General features: G+C 40.6%; 15 protein-coding genes and 5 tRNA genes. 4 read left to right on the top strand and 16 right to left on the bottom strand.

Going from position 1 to position 25868, the window contains the following annotated elements:
- Positions 1–17: 17 nt before the first annotated feature.
- From LKE05_RS04260 to LKE05_RS04250, 3 genes are all read right to left on the bottom strand, one after another.
- On the bottom strand, positions 18–830 hold the full coding sequence (locus LKE05_RS04260; protein ID WP_308456036.1) for a hypothetical protein: 813 nt from the start codon (positions 828–830) through the stop codon (positions 18–20).
- Between the two features lie 12 nt (positions 831–842).
- On the bottom strand, positions 843–1910 hold the full coding sequence (locus LKE05_RS04255; protein WP_308456035.1) for an SH3 domain-containing protein: 1068 nt from the start codon (positions 1908–1910) through the stop codon (positions 843–845).
- 160 nt (positions 1911–2070) lie between these two features.
- The gene (locus tag LKE05_RS04250) at positions 2071–2652 is read right to left on the bottom strand and encodes a hypothetical protein (protein WP_308456034.1); all 582 of its coding nucleotides are present in this window, start codon (positions 2650–2652) and stop codon (positions 2071–2073) included.
- A 176-nt stretch (positions 2653–2828) separates the two neighbouring features.
- Between LKE05_RS04250 and LKE05_RS04245 the strand changes: the two genes are divergently transcribed.
- On the top strand, positions 2829–5147 hold the full coding sequence (locus tag LKE05_RS04245) for an alpha-L-arabinofuranosidase family protein (RefSeq protein ID WP_308456033.1): 2319 nt from the start codon (positions 2829–2831) through the stop codon (positions 5145–5147).
- A 231-nt stretch (positions 5148–5378) separates the two neighbouring features.
- On the top strand, positions 5379–7466 hold the full coding sequence (locus LKE05_RS04240) for a sodium-translocating pyrophosphatase (protein ID WP_308456032.1): 2088 nt from the start codon (positions 5379–5381) through the stop codon (positions 7464–7466).
- A 48-nt stretch (positions 7467–7514) separates the two neighbouring features.
- On the opposite strand, the gene guaB is transcribed toward LKE05_RS04240, so the two are convergent.
- The 8 genes from guaB to LKE05_RS04200 all read right to left on the bottom strand — a co-directional run bounded on the left by guaB (position 7515) and on the right by LKE05_RS04200 (position 12412).
- The gene (gene guaB / locus LKE05_RS04235; RefSeq protein ID WP_308456031.1) at positions 7515–8981 is read right to left on the bottom strand and encodes an IMP dehydrogenase; all 1467 of its coding nucleotides are present in this window, start codon (positions 8979–8981) and stop codon (positions 7515–7517) included.
- A 92-nt stretch (positions 8982–9073) separates the two neighbouring features.
- The gene (dusB, locus tag LKE05_RS04230) at positions 9074–10036 is read right to left on the bottom strand and encodes a tRNA dihydrouridine synthase DusB (protein ID WP_147514283.1); all 963 of its coding nucleotides are present in this window, start codon (positions 10034–10036) and stop codon (positions 9074–9076) included.
- Between the two features lie 603 nt (positions 10037–10639).
- On the bottom strand, positions 10640–11839 hold the full coding sequence (locus tag LKE05_RS04225; protein WP_308456030.1) for a transglutaminase domain-containing protein: 1200 nt from the start codon (positions 11837–11839) through the stop codon (positions 10640–10642).
- 83 nt (positions 11840–11922) lie between these two features.
- Positions 11923–11997 (bottom strand) — tRNA-Cys (locus tag LKE05_RS04220).
- Positions 11998–12049: 52 nt separating this feature from the next.
- A tRNA-Gly gene (locus LKE05_RS04215) sits at positions 12050–12124 on the bottom strand.
- Between the two features lie 28 nt (positions 12125–12152).
- Positions 12153–12228, bottom strand: a tRNA-Phe gene (locus LKE05_RS04210).
- Positions 12229–12231: 3 nt separating this feature from the next.
- Positions 12232–12308, bottom strand: a tRNA-Asp gene (locus LKE05_RS04205).
- Positions 12309–12336: 28 nt separating this feature from the next.
- Positions 12337–12412: transfer RNA gene (locus LKE05_RS04200), tRNA-Val, on the bottom strand.
- Positions 12413–12620: 208 nt separating this feature from the next.
- Between LKE05_RS04200 and LKE05_RS04195 the strand changes: the two genes are divergently transcribed.
- Together LKE05_RS04195 and LKE05_RS04190 are read left to right on the top strand one after the other, a co-directional pair.
- Entirely contained in the window at positions 12621–13676 is a 1056-nt protein-coding gene (locus LKE05_RS04195; RefSeq protein ID WP_308456029.1) for a substrate-binding domain-containing protein, read from the top strand.
- 135 nt (positions 13677–13811) lie between these two features.
- Positions 13812–16028, top strand: a complete 2217-nt coding sequence (locus tag LKE05_RS04190) for a bifunctional diguanylate cyclase/phosphodiesterase (protein ID WP_308456028.1) — start codon at positions 13812–13814, stop codon at positions 16026–16028.
- Positions 16029–16075: 47 nt separating this feature from the next.
- Here the strand turns inward: LKE05_RS04190 and LKE05_RS04185 are convergent, their stop codons facing one another.
- The 5 genes from LKE05_RS04185 to LKE05_RS04165 form a co-directional block, all read right to left on the bottom strand.
- Positions 16076–17146, bottom strand: a complete 1071-nt coding sequence (locus LKE05_RS04185) for a glycoside hydrolase family 3 N-terminal domain-containing protein (RefSeq protein WP_308456027.1) — start codon at positions 17144–17146, stop codon at positions 16076–16078.
- A gap of 10 nt (positions 17147–17156) precedes the next feature.
- Positions 17157–18020: a glycoside hydrolase family 43 protein gene (locus LKE05_RS04180; protein ID WP_308456026.1), complete on the bottom strand. Its 864-nt coding sequence runs from the start codon at positions 18018–18020 to the stop codon at positions 17157–17159.
- A 228-nt stretch (positions 18021–18248) separates the two neighbouring features.
- The gene (locus tag LKE05_RS04175) at positions 18249–22343 is read right to left on the bottom strand and encodes an alpha-L-arabinofuranosidase family protein (RefSeq protein ID WP_308456025.1); all 4095 of its coding nucleotides are present in this window, start codon (positions 22341–22343) and stop codon (positions 18249–18251) included.
- A gap of 26 nt (positions 22344–22369) precedes the next feature.
- On the bottom strand, positions 22370–23407 hold the full coding sequence (gene holA, locus LKE05_RS04170; protein WP_308456024.1) for a DNA polymerase III subunit delta: 1038 nt from the start codon (positions 23405–23407) through the stop codon (positions 22370–22372).
- Positions 23408–23409: 2 nt separating this feature from the next.
- Positions 23410–25713 (bottom strand): DNA internalization-related competence protein ComEC/Rec2, encoded by a 2304-nt coding sequence (locus LKE05_RS04165; protein ID WP_308456023.1) that lies wholly within the window; start codon positions 25711–25713, stop codon positions 23410–23412.
- Between the last annotated feature and the right edge of the window lie 155 nt (positions 25714–25868).

Here is a 25868-nt window from a genome sequence, read left to right as displayed (position 1 = left end):
CTTACCTGTTTCACATTTTATCTTCTGTCGTTCTTTACACCTGTCTTATAATCATAAAAAGAATATGCCTCGTTAAGAGCAAAATTTCCTAAAGTTTTAAAGACATCATCTTTAAACTCATTTTGTTTCATTTCGCCCTTTTCATTTATATATCTGTACATTTCGCCTTGATAAAAATACAAATTGTTTTGATTTGCCGCCGAATAAACAAGTCCAAAATACAATACATCATTATTAAAATAATAAATTCGATTATACTTAAAACCGTTTACACCTGACGGAATATCTATTCTCAGAATTTGATCTTCGAGAGTATAATACTTTACACCGCCGTCAATCTCTGAAACCTGAAGTGAACCAAGACTTTTATCTGTATTTTCTCTCAATTTATTGATTATGCTTGATTTCGTTCCGACGCCTTTTATCTCAGCCGACGGCATATTATTTTCATATGTATTTGGTATTTCACCGTCATTCAGCTTTACCGCCGACCACTTTATCGCCTCCGACGTCAAAATCGGATTGGCAGGTTTTTGTCCTTGGTTGTGTCCGCTTACCAAAAAGTATCCCGCAAAGCCTGACGCAACCGCCAAAAATATAACCGTTACAACCACAATTACAACAATAGCGATTTTATTGTTTGGCTGATACCCCTCAGAATTAAATTGTTGAGATTGTTCATTGGTTTTTACAATTTTTTCACCGGTCATTGGATCAAAGTTATAGTCATCTTTAATAATTTTTTCGCCGGTCATTGGATCAAAATTATAGTCATCTTTAATAACTTTTTCACCGGTCATTGGATCAAAATTATAATCTTCTCTGTTCATATCATTATCCCCCTATCTGACGTATGCACTTGTCACATATCCGACCATACCGTTATAATTAACCTTATCATATCCGTTGTACGAGCCGAGATATTCAACTGCCGCTCCGACAGGAATTTCACAAATGTATTCCGCCGGCTCTGACGGTGTTTTTCTTAAATACACCGAATTTTGCACTCCTGAAATATGATAAATCGGATTTCCACCTGTGTAGACATGAGGATCTGTTGATGTCAAATATTCCGCTTTGGCATAACCGATTTGTCCCTTGTATTTTATTTTGTAGAAACCGTTTGTAACATCCTCAATATATCCTACAGGTTCACCCCAAGGGATTGTACAGATATTTTCCGAATTTTCTTCCGCATACTTTCTTAAATATATTGAGTTCTGTACATTAAAAACATACATTGTGAATTTAACCGATACATCGGACGAGCCTGTCGCATGTTGCACCGGTTCAGCAGGTTTGGCATTTTTATTGCCTGCCTGTTGAATTGCAATATTCGCGTCTTCCGTAAGATACTTTGTCATTACAAAGCCTTCTTGTCCGCCATACTTAATTTTTGAAAAATCATCATTTTCCTTTTTTACAAATTCAACCTGCGTGCCAAGCGGAATTGTGGTAATCTGTTCACCGTTTTGGTCCGGAGTTTTCCTCAATGTTACACTTTCATTCGCATTTACAATGTACATAACCTTTGTCGGATTTTCTGTCGGTGCCGGTGTTGCAAGAGTTTTATCGACAACCTTGTCACACAACACATATCCGTCCACTCCGTTTACTCTTATCTTATAAAAACCGCCATGTGCAAGTGCCAAAAAGCTTACCGTTTCATTTGCTTTTGTCTGCATAAGCACTGCCGAGCCTTTATCGGGATTTTCATAAACATTCGTACCGTCATCTAAAATTGTATATGACATACCTTCATTAATGCTGTTTAAACTTACATTTCCGTTGCTTGCATTATTGAATGTTGACGCATACTTTTGATATGCAAAAACAACTCCGCCGACAGACAGCAATGCAACTGCCGCACATATAACGCAAACAGCGATTAATTTGTTCCTTGAATTCATTCCCCTCATCCTTTCGCTTAACAGATTTAAGTTTTTATTACAGATATACAAAATTATATAATAATAATTAAAAATATTATATCATTTTCGACAACAGTTGTCAATATATTCCACAAAATAAAAAACGGTTTAAATTTTTCGTTTAAACCGTTCTTCAAATTTATACCACAGGTTCCATTGTACTTTTTTCAACAGTATATACGCATTGTTTCACCGTTATATCCTTTGTATTTTTACCTGCCATTTTGCAGTCCGCCACCTCTACCACTGCATGCGGCATATTTGTTTTTCTCCAAAGCTGCGGGTCAAAAGCGTCCTCTTTATACTTCGACTCAAACACTTTTGCATTACCTTCCGAACCGAAAAGTATAACTTTTTTATCAAAAGTCGCAAGACCCTCAACTTCTGTGGGACGGCCCACTCCTGTAAATACTGCTAAAGTTACTTTAAAGAAATACTTCAAATCAACCGAATAAAAACCTCTGTTAAACGGCACAGCCTCAATATCCGTAAACACCCAAATCACTTCGGCTTTTGTGCATTTAACGTTTATTGCTCTGTCCACAATATCCTGACCGCACGAAGTCAAGTACACGCGTACATTTTCCAAGCAATCTTTATCCCTGCAACTGTCATATATCTTATCAGTATGTACACACACTGCTTCACGGAAATTTGTATCACAAGGATATTTTCTTTCTCTTCCGCAGTCATTACAGCAATTTCTGTTACAATCAGCCATTTATTATCATTCCTTTCTATGTTTTTGGGGTTTTCCCTTGGTATAGAATATGAAACTCACCGAAAAGTGTTACTTTTACCGATTATTTTAAATTAAAGTCTGAAAATTGCAAACATTTCTATTTGGATTATGATATAATATGAAAAGTTTAGAAGTATCACGAAAGGAATTAAAACATGAATAAAATCACAGTAACCACAAACAAAAAAGCGTCTATGTCCGATTTTTACGGTATATTTTTTGAAGACATAAACCATGCCGCCGACGGCGGACTTTACGGTGAAATGATACGCAACAGGGCGTTTGAATTTTCACCTATGGACAATCCGTCATATCAGGCGTTGACGGCTTGGAAACGTATTGAAGAGGGCGGTGCGTCGGTATCGTCATTTGTATCAAACAAATCACCGTTTTCAAAGCGAAATCCAAATTATCTTATTCTTGAAATTAATAAAACAGGCACAAGAGCCGGCATAAAAAATCTCGGCTACAACAGCGGTATTGCGGTAAAGGAAAATGAAAGCTACAATTTTTCATGCTACGCAAAAAGTGACAAGCCTTGTGAAATAACAGTTTCAATAGACAACGCATACGGTGAAGTCATTACAGAAAAGTCGCTTAACATCACGTCAAACGAATGGACGGAGTATTCATTTACATTAACATCACCTGTTGACGATTTTTCGGCAGTGCTTGCAGTCACATCAAAGCAAGAATGTAAATTCTGTCTTGATTTTGTATCGTTATTCCCCGTAAAAACCTACAAAAACCGTAAAAACGGTATGAGAAACGACATAGCCGAAATGCTTGCGGACCTAAAACCTAAATTTATGCGTTTTCCAGGCGGTTGTCTTATCCACGACGGCACACTTAATTCCGACGACAGAAACTCAATGTACCGTTGGAAAAACACAATCGGTGCTGTAACCGACAGACCGTCACGACGTAACAACTGGCGATACAATCAATCGTTGGGACTCGGATATTTTGAATACTTCCAATTCTGTGAGGACATCGGTGCAAAGCCTCTGCCTGTACTTCCTGCCGGATATAATCCGCATATGGAGCAAGCCGTTCCGCTTGACGAAATGCAGGAATGGATTGATGACGCGCTTGACCTTATCGAATTTGCCAACGGCAATGCCGACACGAAGTGGGGCAAAATAAGATGTGATATGGGACACGCCGAGCCGTTCAATCTTGAATATCTTGCAGTCGGCAACGAAGAAGTCGGTCAGGGCTTTTGGGACAGATATGACCTTTTCCACAAAGCCATAAAAGAGAAATATCCGCAAATAAAAATAATCAATTCCGCAGGGCCTTTCCCGCAGGGCGGTGAATTTGAACGCGGTTGGAACAACGCAAAAAAGAACGGCTCTGACCTTGTTGACGAGCATTACTACACATCACCCGAATGGATGCTTGCCAACTGCCACCGTTACGACAATATGCCGTCAGACGGTCCGAAAGTATTCTTAGGCGAATACGCGTCATGGGGCAACACATATTACAACGCACTTATCGAGGCGGCATATATGACAGGACTTGAAAACAACGCACACGCAATCGGTCTTGTATGCTATGCACCACTTTTATGCAATGTTGACTACATAAACTGGCAGCCCGATATGATTTGGTTTGACAATCACAGAGTATACGGCAGTGCAAATTACTATGTACAAAAAATGTTTATGAACTGCACAGGCAACAATCTGCTTGACGTAAAGCACGACGGTTTTGACAAGCCTATCACTCTTGGCAGTGACAAAATCAGCGGTAATATTGAGATTGAAGCTGACAGATGCAGTGCGGAATTTTACGATATTAAAATCACCGACATCACAACAGGCAATGTAAAAACATACGACAACCTATCATTTAACAATGGCGGTAAAGCCGTTATAGACAGCATAGACTCAAATCATTACAAAGTCGAATCTACCGCTAAACGCACAGCAGGCGACAAAGGTTTCCGCCTGTTCTTCGGCAAGTCGGACGATAAAAACTTAATTCAATGGTTTATCGGCGGTTGGCAAAATCAAGACACAGAAGTCAACGCACAAGTAAACGGACGCGGTTCGTGCCTTGACCACAACATTTTCTCCGTAATGACAGGACAGGAATACAAGCTTTGCCTTGAAGTCAACGGCAGAAATATTACTACATATATAAACGGCAAAACCGCAAACACTGCAATCGACAAACAGCCTGTTATGGAGGAATTGTACTACACCGCAAGCAGTGACGATAACAACATTTATATTAAAGCGGTCAATGTGCGTGACACTGAAATAACATCTGAAATATGCGTTGAGGGCGTAAACGGCATTAACGCAAACATAACGGAACTTTCCGGCAATTCGCTTAATGATATGAATGATTTCGACAATCCGAAAAAGGTATCGCCGAAAACATCAGCTTTAACCGCCGTATCAAATACATTTGAATACACATTCCCGCCACAGAGCGTTACAATATTTACTGTACAGAAATAAAAAAATCATAAAGTTCCTCAAACGTCGAAACTTTAGATTTTATGCCATTTCTGTCGCACATGTCGCCAGAAATGATTTTTAATGAGGTTAGCACCTCAAACTCCCAATAACAAAGTAAACAAAACCTTAACGGTTTTGTTTACTATCTAAATCGGGCGATTACAATCGTCCGATTTTTTTGTAATCAAATATTACAAAGCGGAATAAATATAAACAAAAGGGGGTATCCGTATGGAAAGCTTTGAAACTGCTGCACCGATAATAGTTCTTGTCTGTTCACTTACCGCACTGTTATTTTCATTCATCAAATTTTACTCCGTAAAGCGAAAAAGCGAAGGTACGGATATGATGAAAAGCATCAGCGTCAAAATACGCAAAGGTGCAATGGCATATCTTAAACGGCAATACAAAACGGTCGGCATATTTTTTGCGATTATGTTTTTCATTTTGACCGTACTTGCGGCGAAAAGATTTCTAAGTCCGTTTGTGCCGTTTGCATTTTTGACAGGCGGATTTTTTTCGGGATTATCGGGATATGTGGGAATGAATATCGCCACATATGCCAACACACGCACCGCGAACGGTGTTCGTGACGGACTTAACAAGGGTTTAAAAATCGCGTTTGCGTCAGGCTCTGTTATGGGGCTTACCGTTGTCGGTTTAGGACTTTTCGATATAAGTGTGTGGTTTATTCTTTTGAAATTCGTGTTCAAACTCAACATAAATGACGTTATGACAGCTATGCTCACATTCGGTATGGGTGCAAGTTCAATGGCACTGTTTGCACGCGTGGGTGGCGGAATATTCACAAAAGCGGCTGATGTCGGAGCGGATTTAGTCGGCAAAGTCGAAGTCGGTATACCTGAGGACGATCCGCGTAATCCTGCCTGCATTGCCGATAATGTCGGCGACAATGTCGGTGACGTTGCAGGAATGGGTGCTGATTTGTATGAATCGTATGTCGGCTCGATTATTTCGTGCGGAGCGCTTGCATCGGCGGCAGGGCTTGGCTTTAACGGTGTACTTGTGCCGATGCTTATCGCCGCAATCGGCATAATTGCGTCTATTATCGGCACATTTTTCGTTTCGACAAAGGAAGGTGCAACGCAAAAATCGCTTTTAGGCTCATTAAGACGCGGTACATACATTGCGTCAATTCTGTCGGCAGTCGGCTCGGCATTTCTTATTTTCACATTACTTCCCGACAATTCAAATGTAATTTGGGCGGTTATTTCGGGACTTATCGCAGGCGTGATGATAGGATATTTCACAGAGTATTACACGTCAGACTCTTACAATCCTACAAAAAACCTCGCAAAATCTTCAAATACAGGCTCGGCGACAATCATAATAGACGGTATCGCACTGGGAATGTCGTCAACGGCGATACCTGTTATTATAATCGGAATTTCGGTAATTATAAGCTACTTTACCGCAGGAGGTATGGCAAGCTTTGAGGACGGACTTTACGGAGTTGGTTTGTCGGCAGTCGGTATGCTTTCAACACTCGGCATAACGCTTGCGACAGATGCATACGGACCTGTTGCCGACAACGCAGGAGGTATTGCGGAGATGTCAGGACTTCCCGATATAGTGCGTGAAAGAACGGACGCACTCGATTCACTCGGCAACACGACCGCCGCAACAGGCAAAGGTTTTGCAATAGGCTCGGCGGCACTGACCGCGCTTGCACTGATAGTTTCATACACCGATAAAATAACCGAAATGGGAATTGAACTTAATCTTTCCGTCACTAATCCCGCAGTGCTTATAGGCTTATTTTCAGGGGCAATGCTGCCGTTTTTGTTCAGTGCAATGACTATGAGAGCTGTCGGACGTGCGGCACAAAAAATTGTTGTTGAAGTAAGACGTCAGTTTAAAGAGATAAAAGGATTGATTGACGGAAAAGCAGAGGCTGATTATGAAACGTGCGTTGACATATGCACAAAATCTTCGCTAAAAGAGATGATTTTCCCCGCCGCACTCGGAATACTTGCACCGATAATTGTCGGATTGGTGCTTGGGTGCAACGGTGTTGTCGGTATGCTTGCAGGTGCTTTAATATCCGGTTTTGCACTTGCTGTAATGATGGCTAATTCGGGCGGTGCTTGGGATAATGCGAAAAAATATATCGAGGCAGGTAATTTCGGTGGTAAAGGCAGCGAAAATCATAAAGCCGCCGTTGTAGGCGATACGGTCGGTGATCCGTTTAAAGATACTTCCGGTCCGTCCGTTAATATATTGATTAAACTTCTGTCTATGGTTTCAATCGTTTTCGCCGCACTTATCGCCACATACGGCGGTATGGGGCTGTTTTAGGCATACAAAAAGGCAAGCCACATAAGTTGACTTGCCTTAAATTTCTTATTAGCCTTGTGTATTATAGCTGTAGTTTGGAGCCTCTTTAGTGATATAAATATCATGAGGATGGCTTTCCTTTAGACCTGCACCTGTAATTCTTACGAACTTACCGTTTTCCTTTAGTAGAGGAATTGTCTTAGTACCGCAGTAACCCATACCCGAACGCAGACCGCCGAGTATTTGGAATATAGTATCAGAAACAGGGCCCTTATAAGGTACACGACCTTCAACACCCTCCGGAACAAGTTTCTTTGAACCTGTCTGGAAGTATCTATCCTTACTTCCACATTCCATTGCTGCGATTGAACCCATACCTCTGTAAACCTTGAAACGTCTGCCTTGGAATATTTCAAATTCGCCAGGGCTTTCGTCACAGCCTGCAAGCAAGCTACCAAGCATAATAACGTCCGCACCTGCCGCAACAGCCTTAACAACATCGCCCGAATACTTAACACCGCCGTCGGCGATAACAGGGATATTGTACTTCTTTGCAACTTGGCTTACGTCATATACAGCAGTAATCTGCGGTACACCGATACCTGCAACGACACGGGTTGTACAGATTGAACCCGGACCGATACCGACCTTAACACAGTCTGCGCCTGCGTTAATAAGTGCCTCTGCCGCCTCACCTGTTGCGATATTTCCTGCGATTAAGTCCAAATCAGGGAATGCCTCCTTGATTTCCTTAACCTTATTTATGATATTCTTACTGTGACCGTGTGCACTGTCAAGTACAACAACGTCAACACCTGCATCATATACAGCCTTAACTCTTTCCAATGCATCGTTTGTAACACCGATTGCCGCACCGACCAAAAGTCTGCCGTTCTTATCTCTTGCAGAATTCGGATAACGGATAGCTTTTTCAATATCCTTTATTGTAATAAGTCCTTTTAAGTGATTTTTCTCATCAACTATCGGCAACTTCTCAATCTTGTGCTTTGAAAGAAGTTTCTGTGCCTCTGAAAGAGTTGTTCCGACAGGAGCAGTTATAAGATTTTCGCTTGTCATAGCGTCTTTAATTTTCTTTGCAAAATCTGTTTCAAATCTCAAGTCACGGTTTGTAATTATACCGATAAGCACGTTATTGTCATCACAAATCGGAACACCTGAAATTTTATATTTACCCATAAGCTCATCTGCGTCTTTTAGCGTATGGTTTTCAGAAAGACTGAACGGATTGGCTATAACGCCGTTCTCACTTCTCTTTACTTTATCAACTTCCGCAGCCTGCTGTTCAATCGTCATATTCTTATGAATTATTCCGATTCCGCCCTCTCGTGCGATTGCAATAGCCATTGACGACTCTGTAACAGTATCCATTGCCGAACTCATCAGCGGTATGTTAAGCGTTATGTTTTTAGTTAGTTTTGTTGTTAAGTCAACTTCGTTAGGTGTAAAATCAGATGCTTGCGGTACAAGTAATACATCATCAAATGTAAGACCTTCCTTAGAAAATTTTTCTTCCATTCTTATAACTCCTCTCATTAGTATTAATTTTATTAATTATAACAAATTTTGCGGTTTTTTTCAAGACCTTTTTTACGTCATTTTAAAGTTTATTATAATTGATTAATATAGTCTGTAAGGCATATTCGCATTGTGGCAATATCACTAATTTTGAAAACTTCGCCCTTTAATCTCGACGAACCCGCAAGTCCCTTGATATACCACGCAATATGCTTTCTCGCCTCTTTTATTCCGCGGCTTTCGCCCTTTTCTTCAACAAGCATTTCAATATGTTCCAACGCTTGTGCAAGTCTGTCCTGAGGAGTCGGTTCAAAGTTCACTTTGCCGTTTTTCAGATATTCGTTTACCTGTCTGAATATAAACGGATTTCCCTCGCAGCCTCTGCCTATCATAACCGCGTCACAACCCGTCATATCAATCATTCTTTTCGCATCCTCGGCACATTTTATATCGCCGTTGCCGATTACCGGAATTGAAACCGATTCTTTTACTTTCTTTATTATATCCCAATCCGCCGTTCCGCTGTAAAACTCTGCCCGCGTTCTGCCGTGTATCGCAATCGCCGCCGCTCCGCCTTGTTCTATAATCTTTGCAACTTCAACTGCATTTATACTGTCATCGTCCCAACCTTTACGAATTTTTACCGTCACAGGCACAGGCGACGCGGAAGAAACTTTATGCACTATCTCGCCTATTTTTTCGGGTGTCTTAAGCAATGCGCTGCCGTCACCGTTGTTTACGATTTTAGGTGTGGGACAGCCCATATTTATATCTATTATATCAGGTTTTACCGCCATAACTTTCGGTATCACTTCCGCCATTATATCAGCGTCAGAGCCGAATATTTGTATCGCACAAGGACGTTCTTCGTCATCTATCCGCATTAAATCGGCGGTTTTTTTATCGTTGTAGTACAGTCCTTTCGCACTCACCATTTCCGAATACACAAGTCCTGCACCGTATCTTCGGCATATTTTTCTGAAAGGTAAATCAGTTACTCCCGCCATCGGTGCAAGAAATACGTTGTTTTCTGTTTCAAAATTTCCTATTTTCATTGTTTCGCCTTTTATTTTTCCCTTTGTTTTTGATTATATCCAAAACAGACAAGCCTGTGTTATGTTTTTGGCTTGCCTTTCGATTTGCCACCACTCCGTCACTTCGTGACACCTCTCCTCAAGGAGAGGCTTTTCGTATGGCTCCCATTGAGGGGAGCCGGCGGCGTAGCCGTCTGTGAGGTGGCTTTACCTTGCCTTTCGATTTGCCACCACTCCGTCACTTCGTGACACCTCTCCGCAAGGAGAGGCTTTCGTATGGCTCCCATTGAGGGGAGCTGGCGGCGTAGCCGTCTGTGGAGTGGCTTTACCTTGCCTTTCGATTTGCCACCACTCCGTCACTTCGTGACATCTCTCCTCAAGGAGAGGCTTTCGTATAGCTCCCATTGAGGGGAGCCGGCGGCGTAGCCGTCTGTGGGGTGGCTTTACCTTGCCTTTCGATTTGCCACCACTCCGTCACTTCGTGACACCTTTCCTCAAGGAGAGGCTTTCGTATGGCTCCCATTGAGGGGAGCTGGCGGCGTAGCCGTCTGTGGGGTGGCTCTTTTCTCTTTTCGCTCTTATCTGCCACTCTGGCGACCGATGATCGCCCCTACGAACGTTAAATTATCTTCTTTTTGAGTATTCCAATATTTTATGATTATTTGAGAAGAACTGCAAATTTGCGTCAAAATACAAATGTGAAACTTCGCCCTTATTCATTTCACCGTTTTCGATTTTATTTGCACAATCCCATGTTGTATCGACAATCATCCACCTGCCGTCAACGTAAACTTCATTCCATGCGTGATTTTGTTCGTCAGTTGCAATACTTATGTCTGTCCACGCGGTATCATTACCGACACCAAGTGCGTATCCCGACACGACATTACACGGTATATCAATACTTCTGCACAGCGACGCCATAAGCGTTGCAAAACCAAGACACACTGCCTTACGGCTCTTTACTATATCCGTTGCGTAATACGGCGGTGCCTCGTCACTTGCAAGGCTGTCAACGTCATAATACATATAAGAACATATCCAATCGTGCAACGCAAGCACTTTTTCATAGTCTGTCGTTTTATCCGCCGTAAGCTGTTCGGCGATAGAGATTATACTGTCACTGTTTGACTGTATAGACGCGGTGTATTTAAGCGCCTCTTTAATTGACTTATCCTTTTCATACATCGCCTTATTATGTTCAAACACAGGTGACTGTTCGATAACCCAACCGCCGTTGCCGTCACGCACAAGTTTTACATAATTATACACCCAGCTTTCAAACTGTCCGTAAGGCCTATCACCGGTATACACGTCAACACCGACAGATGCGCCGTCCGTTTTCGGAATTGATATTGTTTTATTGAAACTATTTTCGGAATTTGCCGTAATCGAAACCTGTTCAAGCGTTTCACCGTTTTCATCGATAAATGCCGCAATCAAATTTGATTTACTTCTTGAGCCGACAATTCCGAATATCTGTATTCTGTCATAATCCGCAATCATAGAAATATTTTCGTTCGGATAAAACGAAAGCATAGGACTGTTCTGTATATACGCATTGACCGCCACATCTGACGGATCAATAGGTAAATCCTCCTGTTTTATCATTGCCATAAGCTCGGACGGTGTAGGAATATAATCCGTCACCCTCGAAAGCCGTTCGGACAATGCCGAAACTGACTCAGTAACCTCCGGACAATTTTCTTTAAGATACGGAACATAACTTCCGAAATTCAAGAAAAAGTCTGTCTGCGAATTAATCACGGCTATTCCTATTGCTAATATCAAAAGTATGGCAAAAAATTTCTTTATCTTTTTCATATCATACCACCATACCAAAATCAAATTTTATATAAAAAATGCTGCGACCTAAGTATATTCTTAAGCCGCAGCATCTTCCTTATTGGAGGCGCCACCCAGATTTGAACTGGGGAATAAAGGTTTTGCAGACCTCTGCCTTACCACTTGGCTATGGCGCCGGATACAAATAACAAAAGACGCATATTTTTGCGTCTTTTGTCTTGTAGTAAATGGAGCGGAAGACGAGATTCGAACTCGCGACGTTCACCTTGGCAAGGTGACGCTCTACCACTGAGCCACTCCCGCATTTTTCACAATTCATAGAATTGTGAAGTGGTGCCTTCGGGTGGAATCGAACCGCCGACACAGGGATTTTCAGTCCCTTGCTCTACCGACTGAGCTACAAAGGCATATGGCGACCCGGATGAGGCTCGAACTCACGACCTCCAGCGTGACAGGCTGGCGTTCTAACCAACTGAACTACCGGGCCATAACACTTTATTTTCATAAAGTGTATTTGGTGGGAGTTACAGGGCTCGAACCTGTGACATCCTGCTTGTAAGGCAGACGCTCTCCCAGCTGAGCTAAACTCCCATTTGCGCTGACCTGTTGTGTCGGCCAACAACATTGACTATTATAGCAGACCTTTTTTACTTTGTCAACACTTTTTTTAAAAAAATTTTTATTTTTTTAAAAAAGATTTTTTTTGGTTATTTTTGACTGATATTTATATTTATTTTTATGTTTTTATGGTGTATAATATTACTAATATAAAATGTATGACTTAGAGGAGGAAACACTTATGAAGAAATATATAAAAAAGTTAATTTCAATTCCCTCTATATTGGCGATAAGCATTTCATTGCTTACTGCGTGTTCTGTTCCGCAGAGCGAATCGACTCCTTCTCCTTCGGAGAAATCAGCAAATGAAACCGTCTATGCTTTTGTCGGAAAAGATATACAAAATCCGTATAGCCAAAAAGTTTTTGAGGGTTTTGAAAGTGCCTGCAACGAAATAGGCATTGAAGCGATATACAAAGCGCCTACTTCCGCAACTGCCGACAAACAAATTGAAATTATAAACGAACTTATAGATAATAACGTGGACGGAATTGCCATTTCCGCCAACGATGCCGACGCACTTGAATCTTCACTTACCGAGGCTCTGAATTCAGGCATTGAAGTAATATCGGTTGATGCACCCGTAAATTCAATTTCACGAAAAACGCATATTCAACAAGCCGATCCGGAAGTACTCGGACGAAATTTTATAAAGAGTGCGTATGACGTTTCAAACGGTGAAGGCGGTTTTGCGATTTTAACTTCCACAGGCAGTGCACCGAATCAAAATCAATGGATACGCTATCTAAAGCTCGAAATAGAAGAAAATCCCGAAAAATACAGCAATATGCCTCTTATCGAAATAGCTTACGGCGATGATGATGCAACCAAATCTTACACGGAAACACAATATCTTTTGCAAAATGACGCTATTAAAACTATTATCGTTCCTACGACAATAGGCTTGAGTTCCGCCGCCAAAGCACTTAAAGAATCCGGCAAGGATGTAAATCTTATAGGACTTGGTTTTCCGAGTGAATTATCCGAATACATAAAAGACGGAACGTGCGACAGATTGTACATATGGAATACGACCGATCTCGGCTACCTTACCGCCTACACGCTTAAAGCCCTTGACGAAAATGAAATAACAGGCAGCATAGGTGAAACATTTACCGCCGGTTCACTCGGCGAAAAGACAATCACCGCTGACAAGGACAATGCAAGCGAAATAATACTCGGCGACCCGATTATGTTTGACCGCACAAACATCGACTCATTATCGGATATATATTAGTGTAAAATCCCCAAAAAAACACATTTATATGTGTTTTTTTATTTGAAATTATTGCACTGTTCTGCCTATTATGATAATATAATTATACTTATAATTAATTATTCATATTTTCTTTTTTGGGGAGGCACAGAATATATGTATAAAAAAACAATATCAAAAAGATTGAGACTTCCAATTGCCCTGCTTGTCACTATTGCTATTGTTATAATCAGCTATGCCAGTTATATTACCTATGCGGCAAATCAACGAACGATTTCTACTCTTTCTGAAATTTCACACCAAAATCAGACTATTTTCAGTCTTGAACTCGGAAGAGATGCAAAAATCATAGAAAATGCGGCATCTTATATAGAAAAATTGGGTTATGCCTCTTTTGACGATATTCTTACATTTTTAAAGCATAGCCAAATCGATGATCAACAGCATCTTTTAGGAATTATAACACCTGACGGCAAGCTTACCGACATAAACGGAGTCGAAATCGACTTATCTCAATTTCCTAATACAAAAGAGGCTTTTAACAGCGAAGAAACTAAATTCTTTTGCGATTCATATAATGATTTTACATTTCTTGTATGCACTACACCCATAAGAATAGACGGCGAAAATAAATTCGTAATTTTCTCTACATATCTGACTTCCCGATATGCAGATTCAATTTCAACGCCTACATTTGAAAACAAAGGATATTCTTACGTCATTGACAGCGACGGAAAAAGAATTGTCGGTTCATCTCATAATGGTTCATTCGGATTGACATTCGACAATCTGTTTGATGAAATGAGTCAAGCGTCAAGCAAAAATGACAGTGCCATACAGCAAATGCAAGCCGATTTAAAAGAAGGTAAATCAGACGGAATAATAATGCTTAACGGCATTGAAAAATACATTTATTATACACCGCTTAATATAAACGACTGGTACATACTTACCGTTGTGCCAAAAAACGTTGTGACAAAGTACACAACTCAAATTCTTATATGCTGTTACCTGTTCATCGTATTTTGCTCAATCGTATTTTTCTACCTATTGCATACGGCAATCAAAGCAAAAACCACCAGTCAAAAGCAGCTTGAGGAAATGGCTTACGTTGACAGTCTTACAGGCGGTATGTCATATACAAAATTTGTTTTTGAGGCTGAGAAAACACTGAAAGACAATCCAGATGAAAATTATGCTTTAATTAACCTTGATATAAACAATTTTCAATATATCAATGACTTTTTCGGTGATGACGAAGGCGACAGAGCTTTAAAATTTTTGTGGTCTGCCATTTATAAGCGACTTGAGCCAAAAGAATTGTGTTCAAGAATTTTTGACGACCACTTTGTCGCATTAATCACATACGACAATACTAAGTCGTTAGATAACGCTTGCGCAGATTTCTTTAACTCGCTTAAATTATACAGTCCGGCAGGCGGTGTATATAATATGACGGTATCTGTCGGAATTTATCTTGTGGATGACAGAGATATGAAGATAAATTCAATGCTTAATCGTGCAAGAATAACACAAAAGCATTTGAAAGGACAGTCCTCACAATCGCAATATGCAATATATTCTTCAAAGCAACGTAATGATATTATGATGCAGAAAACGATTGAAAACGGCTTTGAGGATGCTATTAAAAACAAAGAATTTAAGGTTTATTTCCAACCTAAATTCAATATTAACGCAAACAAATTTGACGGTGCAGAAGCTCTTGTACGTTGGCAAAAACCTAACGGAACAATAATTTCACCGGGTATGTTTATACCGCTGTTTGAAAAGAACGGCGATATTATTAAGCTTGACAAATATGTGCTTGAAGAAACTTGTGCCAAAATCAGAAAATGGCTTGATTTGGGCTATGACGTTTCGCCAATATCGGTAAACGTATCACTCCTGCAGTTATTGGACGAAAACTTTGTTGAGGATCATATCAAGACGGTTGAAAAGTACGGAATACCGCTAAATCTGATTGAAGTTGAATTTACCGAAAGTATTCTTGCAGAAAACGAAAGCTTGCTTATTTCGCTTACAAAGCAATGTAAAAAGCACGGAATTAAAGTTTTACTTGATGACTTCGGCAGCGGGTATTCTTCACTTAATATGCTTAATCTTCTGCCTTGTGACATCGTTAAACTTGACAAACGTTTTGTCGATAAACTGGAAACAGACGATAAGTCAAAGGCCATTGTTTTGAGCACAATATCGCTTGCACATACACTTCAAATGTCGGTTACGGCAGAGGGTGTTGAAACAAAAAATCAATACGATTTATTGAAAGAAATGCATTGCGATACAATTCAAGGTTTCTATTGTGCAAAGCCAATGCCTGAGGACGATTACGAAAACCTAATCAAAGGCTGATAAATTACAGACATTATAAAAGGCTGTCGATTTCGACAGCCTTTGTTTTATATTTGCCCTTTCATCTTAAGCACTCGCTCTACTGCACTGTTTAGTGTCTCTTCACTGATTTCACCGCATTTAACCGCATTTAAAATCTGATTATAACCTGTTTGATAATCGGTCGTTATAAGTAAGTCGTTACCCGCATTTACCGCTTTAACGTATACATTCTCCATATCTGCGACTGCACCCATAGCAATGTCGTCTGTCATTATAACACCGTCAAAACCGCACTCATCTCTGAGCATATTGTGAATTGTCGGCGAAAGTGACGCGGGGTTTTCACTGTCAAGTGCATTTACCGTATTATGTGCCACAAGCACACTGCTTGCACCTGCCTCAATTCCGGCTTTAAACGGAAGCAAGTCGTTTTCGCGTATACTCTCGGCAGTTTTGTCGTCATAAACAGTGCCTTGATGACTGTCACCGCCTACACCGCCATATCCGGGAAAATGCTTTAATACGCTCATAATTCCTGCGTTATTCATTGCCGTTACCGTCTTTGAAACGAAATCAGCCGTAACTTCCGCATTTTGTCCAAGACTTCTGTCATACATATAATCAGACGGATTTGTCGAAACGTCCGCAACGGGTGCAAGATTCATATTAACTCCCAAGCTCAAAAGGAGTTCCGATTTTTCCGTTGCATTTTCAACTACTGCGTCCATTCCGCCCTCATTGTAAATCTCTTGCGGCGACTTGAATTTTTCGGGTGCAAGATTAGGGTTTGAACTTACTCTTACAACCGTTCCTCCCTCCTCGTCCGCACCGATTATAAGCGGTATGTCGCTTTTATCTTGATAACTCTGTATTTTTTCTTTTACTTCGTCTTTTGTAAGTCCCTCAAAGTCACGTCCGAACATCAATATTCCGCCCGGTTTTATACTCATTAAATCATCTGTTTGTTCGTCCTCAACGCAACGCACAAACAGAATTTGTCCGACTTTTTCTTCAAGGCTCATTGTATCCATGAGCGTCGGCTGTTCTGTATCGGATACTTCGTTCTTCACACCGCCGCAAGACGCAAACATTGCACACATCGCAATAATTATAATTATAGATATTGTTTTTTTCATCACTTTTCCCCTATTTCACATACAACATTCCGTTTTTATCCTCAAGTTCAAAATACGCAGGACGTTCAAGCGGATGCTTGTTCGGCGAATGTAATAATAACAATAATTTGTCATCAAACGTTTTGAAAATCATACCGTGTCCGCCGTCTTTTTTAAACAGCAGTTCGTCACGTTGTACCCAATTACCGTCTATGTCGCCGTTATCCGACACTGCAATAGCCTCTGTATATCCTTCTTCGCCCATACTTGACCATAGCAAAAGTAACGTACCGTCATCACATCTGTACGGAAACGGACCGTCCGTAACGTATATACCTTTGTTTTTCTGTGCCTCGGCAATCCAGCTCGCCTCACTCGCTTTAAACAACAAAATCGGTTCACCGACTGCTCTTTTTAAATCTGCACTCATTTCAATCGCACACATTTCACCGTCATTTACCTGTACCCATTCATGGCAGAAAATCATATACGGCTTACCGCTTTTGCTTATGTATAACGTGCCGTCAAGCGATTCCCAATCCGGCGGTGTAATTGTACCCTCACTGTGTACCGTAAATTTGCCGTCCGGCTTGTCTGCCTTTAACACCATAGTTCCGCGACATCTGTCCGCCGATTTGAATGACGCAAACATATAGAATGCGCCGTTGTACGCATAGACTTCGGGCGCCCAATAATGTCTGTCCGCCCAAAAATCTGCCGTTCGCGTAAATATCTCTTTTGGTTCAGACCAATTTTCAAGGTCGTCACTGACGTATACGTCAAGCCCTGTCGCGTTGTCCTCCCACACTTCACTTCCGCGTGAGCCGTATAGGTAATATTTGCCCTCATACGGCAATATGAATGGATCACGTATGTTTATATCTTCTCTTTTCATTGTGTTTCTCCTTTTATTTTTTTGCCACCACTCCTTTAAAGAGTGGCTTTCGTAGGGGCGATCATCGGTCGCCCTTTTTGTGTTTTCTTCAATGGGCGGCCAATGACCGCCACTACGGTTAGCATATGTGGGACGTCGAGGTGTTGTCCCCTACTTATGTTATATCGCATCTGCCACCTCTCCGTCACTTCGTGACACCTCTCCTCAAAGAGTGGCTTTCGTAGTGGACTACTTTCCCTGTACTGCAGTCATAATTTGATTATACGCCCAATGATTTGGTGAAACATCACCGAACGGATTTTCTGCATTTTCCGCTATCGGATTACCAAGCACTTTATTCATCATTGTAACCGCCTCCGCGCGAGTTACTGAATTATCAGGCTTAAACGTGCCGTCCTCATATCCGCTTACGATATTTTCATCATACAACGACTTTATATATCCTGTTGCATAATAATCGTTTGGCACATCTGAAAATTCTGTACATATTCCATCTCCGTCAAATGAGCCGTATTTACTCAAAATAACCGCCAATTCTCCGCGTGTTATATCTATGTCAGCCTTAAATGGGCCGCCATCGTAACCCGAAATATACCCCTTTTCAGCGGCATATCCGACATAATTCGCATACCATTCATCACCCGATACATCGGTAAAATTACTTGAATACGTCTTATTTTCGTCAAAATCAGCCGAACATCTTGCTATAATTGCCGCAACCTCAGCACGGGTTATTGTATTATCCGGTCTGAATGTGCCGTCCTCATATCCAGAAATATACGCTTTACTTCCGCCGTTTCCTGTTTTAAGTCTTATAATACTGAATGAATCGGCAGGCGCATTATATGTAAAGTTATTGCTTGCATTTGTTAATTCAATTTCTTTCGGTACGATTGCATTTTTATTATCAAGACTGTTTTCCAAATTTGTATCGCCCGACATAACAGTTGTCTTTGCGATATTTGACGTTACCGTTTCGCCCGATACATTCATTCCGATATTTACATCACTGTCCATTGTATTAACAACCTTAACGATAACGTCACCTGTTTCCTCATCATACACGCTTGACGAATACACAGGGCCGTATTCCTTAGGCTTTTTATATGAGCATATAAATTCATCATTCAAATATGCTTTGATTTCATCATCAGTCACTTCAACCGTAACGTCATACCATTCATTATCATTTATATGCACGTTACCGACATATGACTGTTCCGCAACGTTACCGGAAGAAGAACTTACACCGTTTACAATGTGCTGTATCTTTGCGGTTGTATTGCCCCAACCGCCTATATTAACTCTGTAATAATTCAATGCATCATCTGCCGCAACTCCTATTTGGAAACCCTCGCCGCCGCTCAATTTGCGTGCTTTAAGCGACAAAGTATATTGTCTGTTATCCGGATACGGAAAATAACATATCGCACCTGTTTCATCAGAGGATTGGACAAGTGTGCCTTCTTTATTCATTGTCCATTCGCCTTTGCCAATCTTCCAACCCCGATCTTCTAAATTATAATCGTCCTCATCATATTCTTCATCTAAGTTATAATCGTCCTCATCATCATATTCTTCAGACTCACTTGGCGTCAATACACCGATAGTATCACCCGAATATAATCTTATATCTTTAAATTCATTATGTGTTCCCCAACTTCCAACTGCAACACCGCCTTTAAGTGCGTCGTCTTTTTCGATACCGTTCAGTTTAACCTCTGTCGGCAAAGAATAATCTCCTTGATTATTTGAGAACAGTGACTGAACGTAATAATTCGGTGTAAGAACGTAATCCGAATTATTAAACCAAATCATATCCGCCGCCGACCACTGTGTATTGCCATACTTCGCAAACATAGGCGCGTAGCTCGCCATACGCACAACGTCCGCATTTCTTTCAAGACCTGTCATAAACGCCGCCTCTGACAGTGCGTTATACCAAGCATTACCCTTTGACGCATATTCACCCAAAAATACCTTTGTATTTGTGTCACGTCTGTAATTATCATATCTGTAAGCGTGCTGTCTGAACCAATCGGCTGTTTCATAATAATGCTCGTCCATACGGTCGGCAAGCTCCTCATGCTCATTCGCCCAATTCCATGCAAGGTCATTTGAACTTCCGCTTGACGCAGTACCTGACGTTGTTACAAGGTTAATATCGGGATATTTTTCGTGTATCTGCTTTGCAAATTCTTCGTATCTTTCAAAGTAAATATCGCCGTACTGCTCATTTCCGATACCTATGTACTTCATATTAAACGGCTCTTTATGTCCCATTTGAATACGCTTTTGCACCCATTCATTACTTTCATCAGTACCGTTTGCAAATTCGATAAGGTCAAGCGCATCGTCAATATACGGCTGTAATTTGTCCATAGGAACAAGGTGTTCTTCGTCCGTCGCACTTCCGCTGCGGACTTGACACGCAATACCGCAATTCAAAATCGGAACAGGCTCCATACCCAAGTCCTCGCACATTTGGAAATACTCATAAAAACCAAGTCCATAAGTCATCATATACGGCTCTGTCGCAGACGGATTCCATATGTTTATCATTTCCTTACGCTCCGACACATCACCGATTGTATCTTTCCAGTTCCAAGCCGTATCCATCGTCTGTCCCTCAACGGCACAACCTCCCGGAAAGCGCAAGAATTTAGGGTGCATTGCCTCAAGCTGTTCCATCAAATCCTTACGCAAGCCGTGCCCTTTGTATGTATCCTCCGGCATAAGCGATACCATATCTACATCAAGGTCACTGTCGCCTGTATTTGTAACAATAATTCCGCTGCCGTCACTTTCAAGTTCTTCGTCAGCAGTGAATGTAACAGAATACTTTTTCCAATCGTCTTTTGAATTACATTTTATAACGGCAGCAGCCTCATTAAAAGGTTCAACCTCAAAACTAGCCTTATGTTCATCTATTACAATTCCCAACGACACCGTCAGTTCACCCTCGCCGCGTGCATATACCGAAAAATCATATTTTTCGCCATTTTTAAATTTCATTCCGCTGAAAGATGTACCTTTATCGCAATCCCATTCGGTTCCGTCATAAAAACCGTCATTACAAATCATTTCACCTTTCGGAATGGTAATATATGTAGGATTATTTTCGTTCATCGGTTTATCTGTTTTAACCTGTATATTTTCGGCGGTATAATATTTGCCGTCCTCTCTGTTAGGCTCTTTATATATTGAATAAAGTCCCCAATTATATAAATGTCCTTCTTTTTCATCACTCTTTTCAAAAGAACGGTTTTGCACCATTTCCGCATAAAGTCCGCCGTCTGCGGCAGAGTTAATATCCTCGAAGAACAATCCCCACATATCGTCCGAAACGTCCTTACTTCTGTCCGAAGCGTCAATATTAATCGAATAAGGATCTTCCTCACTGCCCGTCACATACAGTGTATACTCTCTTTCTGTGTTGCCGTATGACTGCACAAGTGTTACTGTTTCGGCGGTTTTATTATGCTTAACCTCACCTGTTTCAACATTTACCAATCCAAGATTATCTGTTTCATTCCACACGATACCGTCCGCCTGCGGTAAAGTTATACTGTCGCCTGTCACAATCTGTTCATCGTTTATCGCATAGGAATCAAGCATAACATCGGCATTTATTTCACCGTCAGACATAACTTTTAATATTTCGTCCTGTGAAAGTGCGGTGTTATAAACTCTGAAATCGTCCACTACCGCCGACAAATATGCGTCACCGTCATAGTGCGACTTACCTATATAATTAGCAGTGTTTGTAAGTTCGGATATATCCTTTATACCCGACTTACTCTTTATAAGTCTGCCGTTTCTGTAATATGAAACGGTATCGCCTTTAATTGTTATCGCATAGTTTACCCAATCTTTTGCGGTTTCCTGCGTACAATCCATTGTATCAACGGTTGCACCGTTTTTTATCTCCACTCTTGAAGCACCGCCGCTGTACGGTGCAAAGAAAAAGTTTTGGTTTGAGTCAGTACCAAAATCGAAAACTCTGCCCCATGTTGTGAATTTATTAATCTTCACCCACGTTGTAATCGTCATATCGCTTGACAGAATATTATCCGGCAATTCGGCATAGCCGTCCGTACCGTCAAGCAAAAGACCTTTACCCTTGTTACCGTCATCAGTTACACTTGCACCGCCCGACAGTTTCAATTCATTCTTGCCGTTTTGGTCGGCAAGCTGTTTGTTTCCGTCAAACGTGTACTGTAAAACGGGTTTCGGCACAATTTCCGCCGCAATGCTCACACACGGTAATGACGTAAACGTCATTGCCAACGCAGATACCACTGCAATAAGTTGTTTTTTCATAATTTCTCCCTCTTTTTATATAAATTTTATCTGTGACTTCTGTAAATACATTCCGCAACATATTGTTCCAATGCATTCCAATCTTCAATACGTCCTTCTTTTATCGCCAAGTCAATCTCCGCAACTCGCCTTACCATCCAAACAAGCGAATCCTCCGAAAAGCCTTTTGTGCTGTTTATATATTTTCTTGCAACGAACAACGGAACGCCTATTTCCGATGCCACCTCCGCTTGTGGCGCACCGTTCATTAATTTTACACGAAGCATTTTTTCAAATGTCGAAAGCATTAAATATATAAGCGTAAACACATTTTCTTTGACCGTTTTTAAATCAGCAAGCGTTTCCATTGCCTTTTGTGTATTGCCGAGCATAATCGCATCAGTGAGTTCAAAAACGATAACTTCCATTGACTTTGAAACAACTCTGTCAATATCGGTTTTATATATTTCTTCATCACAAAAATCAATCAGCTTTTTAATTTCATTATTAATACTCGCCAAACCACTGTCACATATGGTTATAAGGTAATACGCATTTTCTTTTGAAATCTTCTTTTTTGCGTTCAGAAATTGCTTGACAACCCACGTCACAAGGTCAGCCTCACTCAAATAAGTAAATTCAACCACTGAGCCGACCTTTGCCGCCGCCTTATACAAAGCACTTCTTTTATCAACCGCTGTTTCATCGAAAATCACGACTGTATCGTCAGATATTCTTTTAAACTTTTCGGTCCAAAATTCCTTTTTTTCTTCTGTCGATGCCTCATCTTTTCCGCTTTTCAACTGAAAAATACCGCTGTCCTTAATGTGTATCAGCTTTTTATCCGCCATCATCGGGAAGCTTTCCCATGCATCGTCATATTCCGAAAACGCAACGTCACGGCCTTCAATTTTTATGTGGTTAAAGTCGGGGAATCCGCCGTCCGGAACGCAGTCTTTTACCCTATCAACGTACATTTCACGCAGGTAATCCTCCTCACCGTAAAACACATACAAAGGCGCTAAAATACCCTCTTTAAGCTGTTTTTTCAGTTTTAACAAATTTCCGTTTTTCTTTTCCGCCATTCTTATCTCCTATTATATATATCAGTTTCGGCACTGCCGTTTTTATGTATTATAAATTTTATATCGCCGTCATAATCAGTACGAAAAACCTGTGCATTTTCCAGTCTTTCAAGTACATCGTCATTCGGCAAATTATATGGATTATTCTCACCGACGCTTATAACCGCATATTCGGGAGTTAATTTTTCAACCCATTCTTCACACGTTGCGGTATTCGAGCCGTGATGTGCAACCTTTAACAAGTTCGTTTTGTCTGCTTTTCCGTCATCAATCAAATTCTTTTCGGCAAATGCTGACATATCACCTGTAAATGTTGCAGAAAAACCTTTATACTCAACGTAATACACATATGAAGTATCATTTTCATCATCACTTAACCCTGTCTTATTTGACGGAGGAATAATTCTTATTGTCATTCCGTTATTATAAGTAAGAAGTGTTTCCTGTGAAATGTAATGCACTGTCGTGCCGTTTTCCCTTGCGGTATTTTCAAGTGCCACACGCCATTCACTGCCCTCCATATTATCGGGCAGAAATAAATTTCTTACCTTTATATTCTCCATTGCCGCTATAATTCCCTGCACATGGTCTTGATGATAATGACTAACAAACGCACTGTCTGCCTTTGTTATCCCCTCTGTTTCAAGATAATCAAGGTACACCTTTTCACCGGGGTTGTAATCAGAATACGAATTACCACCGCCGCCGTCTATAAGCACATTAAATCGGTACGGTGCTTGAATTACCGCACCGTCACCCTGACCGACATTGACGAATGTAATTTCCACATTATTTGTACTAATCACTTCGCCTATTACATATGAAGTCATCAATGCCGCCAAAACAAAAATCGCAATACGCATTTGACTGTTTTTCTTCTTAATATATTTCACTCCGCCGACAACGGCAAGAGTGTATATAATAAGTAATAACAAATTCGGTTTTGCAACTGTATGCGATACAAGACCGAGTTTATATGAAATTGTCGGCACAAGTTTTAGTATAAACAGCACACAGTCAACCGCCTGTTTAAACAGCGGTGCGGTGTTGAATACCGCAAGCATTACAAGCAAAATCGGTGCAAGCACCATAATCACCGTCACACAAGGCAACATTATTATTGACAAAACAATAGAATATATCGAAACAGCACCGAAAAAGTACGCTGAAACAGGCAAAAGTCCGATTGTACAAATTATGCCTATCGCAAAAAGTCTGCGAATGTATTTTATATGTATAAATTTAAGTTTACCGTGCACACAGTCGTAAAAGTAATATATCATAATTGCCGACAGCACCGACATCACAAATCCTGCGTCAAACAGCATTATCGGATTTGCCGCTCCGACCGCAAGCAACGTTATACCGACTATATCCGGATAATATTTACGTCCGAATTTACTTTCGGTAAATATAATTACCGATATCATCACAGCCAATCTGACCGAAACGGTATTGTTTGCATTTGCGAAAGCATATATAATAAGAAGAAACACCGTCAAAATATCGCGTGTCCTCTTTTTGAATATGCCCAAAACAAGCGTTATTAAGGACATTAAAAGCATTATATGAAGATACGAAGAATAAAAATATCTTTTCGTACCCGTTTTGGTAAGTATCTTATCAAAATCGTCCGAAAATTCTTTTTTATCCCCTATCAGCACAGCTTTCATTATCGCATTGTAATCGCCCTTGTAATGCTTGTCAATTAATTTTGAAATTGAGTTCTTAAACGAATTGTTAATCGCATATGGTGAATAATCTTTTATCACTTCGTCCGAAAGTTTAACTTCACTGCTATATGATTTAAAGAAAATCCCCAATTTTTTATAATATTTCTTATAATCAAAGCCATTTCTATTCAATTTTTCAGGAAGTTCGTTGATAAATCCGCTGAAAGTTACAGTATCACCGTATTCCAGCTTATTATCGGAAGTAAGAAGGATTTTATCCCTTACCTTTTCATTATTTACTTTACGCACATCAATTACATATCGTACATTTTCATCTTCTTCACTGTCCTGCGGTATCTCGCACACGCGCCCGACGGCAGTCACATACCGCCCTTCATACTTATACAAATCATGCGCATTTTCGCTTACTTGGGCATTGCAAAGAACTGTGCCCATAACAAGCGCCGTCATCATAACAAGTATTTTTGTATTGAATTTATGTTTAAAAACCGACACAACTGTCAATACCATTATAAGGGACAAAAGAAAAATTAATGCAAACGCAATGTCTATGCGTTCGTAAATATACACCCCAATCGAAAAGAATACGGCGATTTTAATATATTCAACCATATTTCTTACTCCTTGTATACTTTAATTATATCAAATCGCAGTTTTCTTTACAACGGCAATGTAACTTTTGTAATCTTTGTAACGAGTTTGTAATATAAATGCACCGATTTTTACAAAGAAACATACTTTGCGCGTAATCTGCCTGTAATATTAGG

The organism is Hominilimicola fabiformis (genome assembly GCF_020687385.1).
GTDB classification, from domain to species: Bacteria; Bacillota; Clostridia; order UBA1381; family UBA1381; genus Hominilimicola; species Hominilimicola fabiformis.
This window is presented reverse-complemented; position numbering and strand designations above follow the sequence as displayed.

Excerpts from the sequence above, each read along its gene's own strand:
- LKE05_RS04260 (WP_308456036.1), bottom strand. The coding sequence starts at position 830 with ATGAACAGAGAAGATTATAATTTTGATCCAATGACCGGTGAAAAAGTT.
- LKE05_RS04255 (WP_308456035.1), bottom strand. The coding sequence starts at position 1,910 with ATGAATTCAAGGAACAAATTAATCGCTGTTTGCGTTATATGTGCGGCA.
- LKE05_RS04250 (WP_308456034.1), bottom strand. The coding sequence starts at position 2,652 with ATGGCTGATTGTAACAGAAATTGCTGTAATGACTGCGGAAGAGAAAGA.
- LKE05_RS04245 (WP_308456033.1), top strand. The coding sequence starts at position 2,829 with ATGAATAAAATCACAGTAACCACAAACAAAAAAGCGTCTATGTCCGAT.
- LKE05_RS04240 (WP_308456032.1), top strand. The coding sequence starts at position 5,379 with ATGGAAAGCTTTGAAACTGCTGCACCGATAATAGTTCTTGTCTGTTCA.
- guaB (WP_308456031.1), bottom strand. The coding sequence starts at position 8,981 with ATGGAAGAAAAATTTTCTAAGGAAGGTCTTACATTTGATGATGTATTA.
- dusB (WP_147514283.1), bottom strand. The coding sequence starts at position 10,036 with ATGAAAATAGGAAATTTTGAAACAGAAAACAACGTATTTCTTGCACCG.
- LKE05_RS04225 (WP_308456030.1), bottom strand. The coding sequence starts at position 11,839 with ATGAAAAAGATAAAGAAATTTTTTGCCATACTTTTGATATTAGCAATA.
- LKE05_RS04195 (WP_308456029.1), top strand. The coding sequence starts at position 12,621 with ATGAAGAAATATATAAAAAAGTTAATTTCAATTCCCTCTATATTGGCG.
- LKE05_RS04190 (WP_308456028.1), top strand. The coding sequence starts at position 13,812 with ATGTATAAAAAAACAATATCAAAAAGATTGAGACTTCCAATTGCCCTG.
- LKE05_RS04185 (WP_308456027.1), bottom strand. The coding sequence starts at position 17,146 with ATGAAAAAAACAATATCTATAATTATAATTATTGCGATGTGTGCAATG.
- LKE05_RS04180 (WP_308456026.1), bottom strand. The coding sequence starts at position 18,020 with ATGAAAAGAGAAGATATAAACATACGTGATCCATTCATATTGCCGTAT.
- LKE05_RS04175 (WP_308456025.1), bottom strand. The coding sequence starts at position 22,343 with ATGAAAAAACAACTTATTGCAGTGGTATCTGCGTTGGCAATGACGTTT.
- holA (WP_308456024.1), bottom strand. The coding sequence starts at position 23,407 with ATGGCGGAAAAGAAAAACGGAAATTTGTTAAAACTGAAAAAACAGCTT.
- LKE05_RS04165 (WP_308456023.1), bottom strand. The coding sequence starts at position 25,713 with ATGGTTGAATATATTAAAATCGCCGTATTCTTTTCGATTGGGGTGTAT.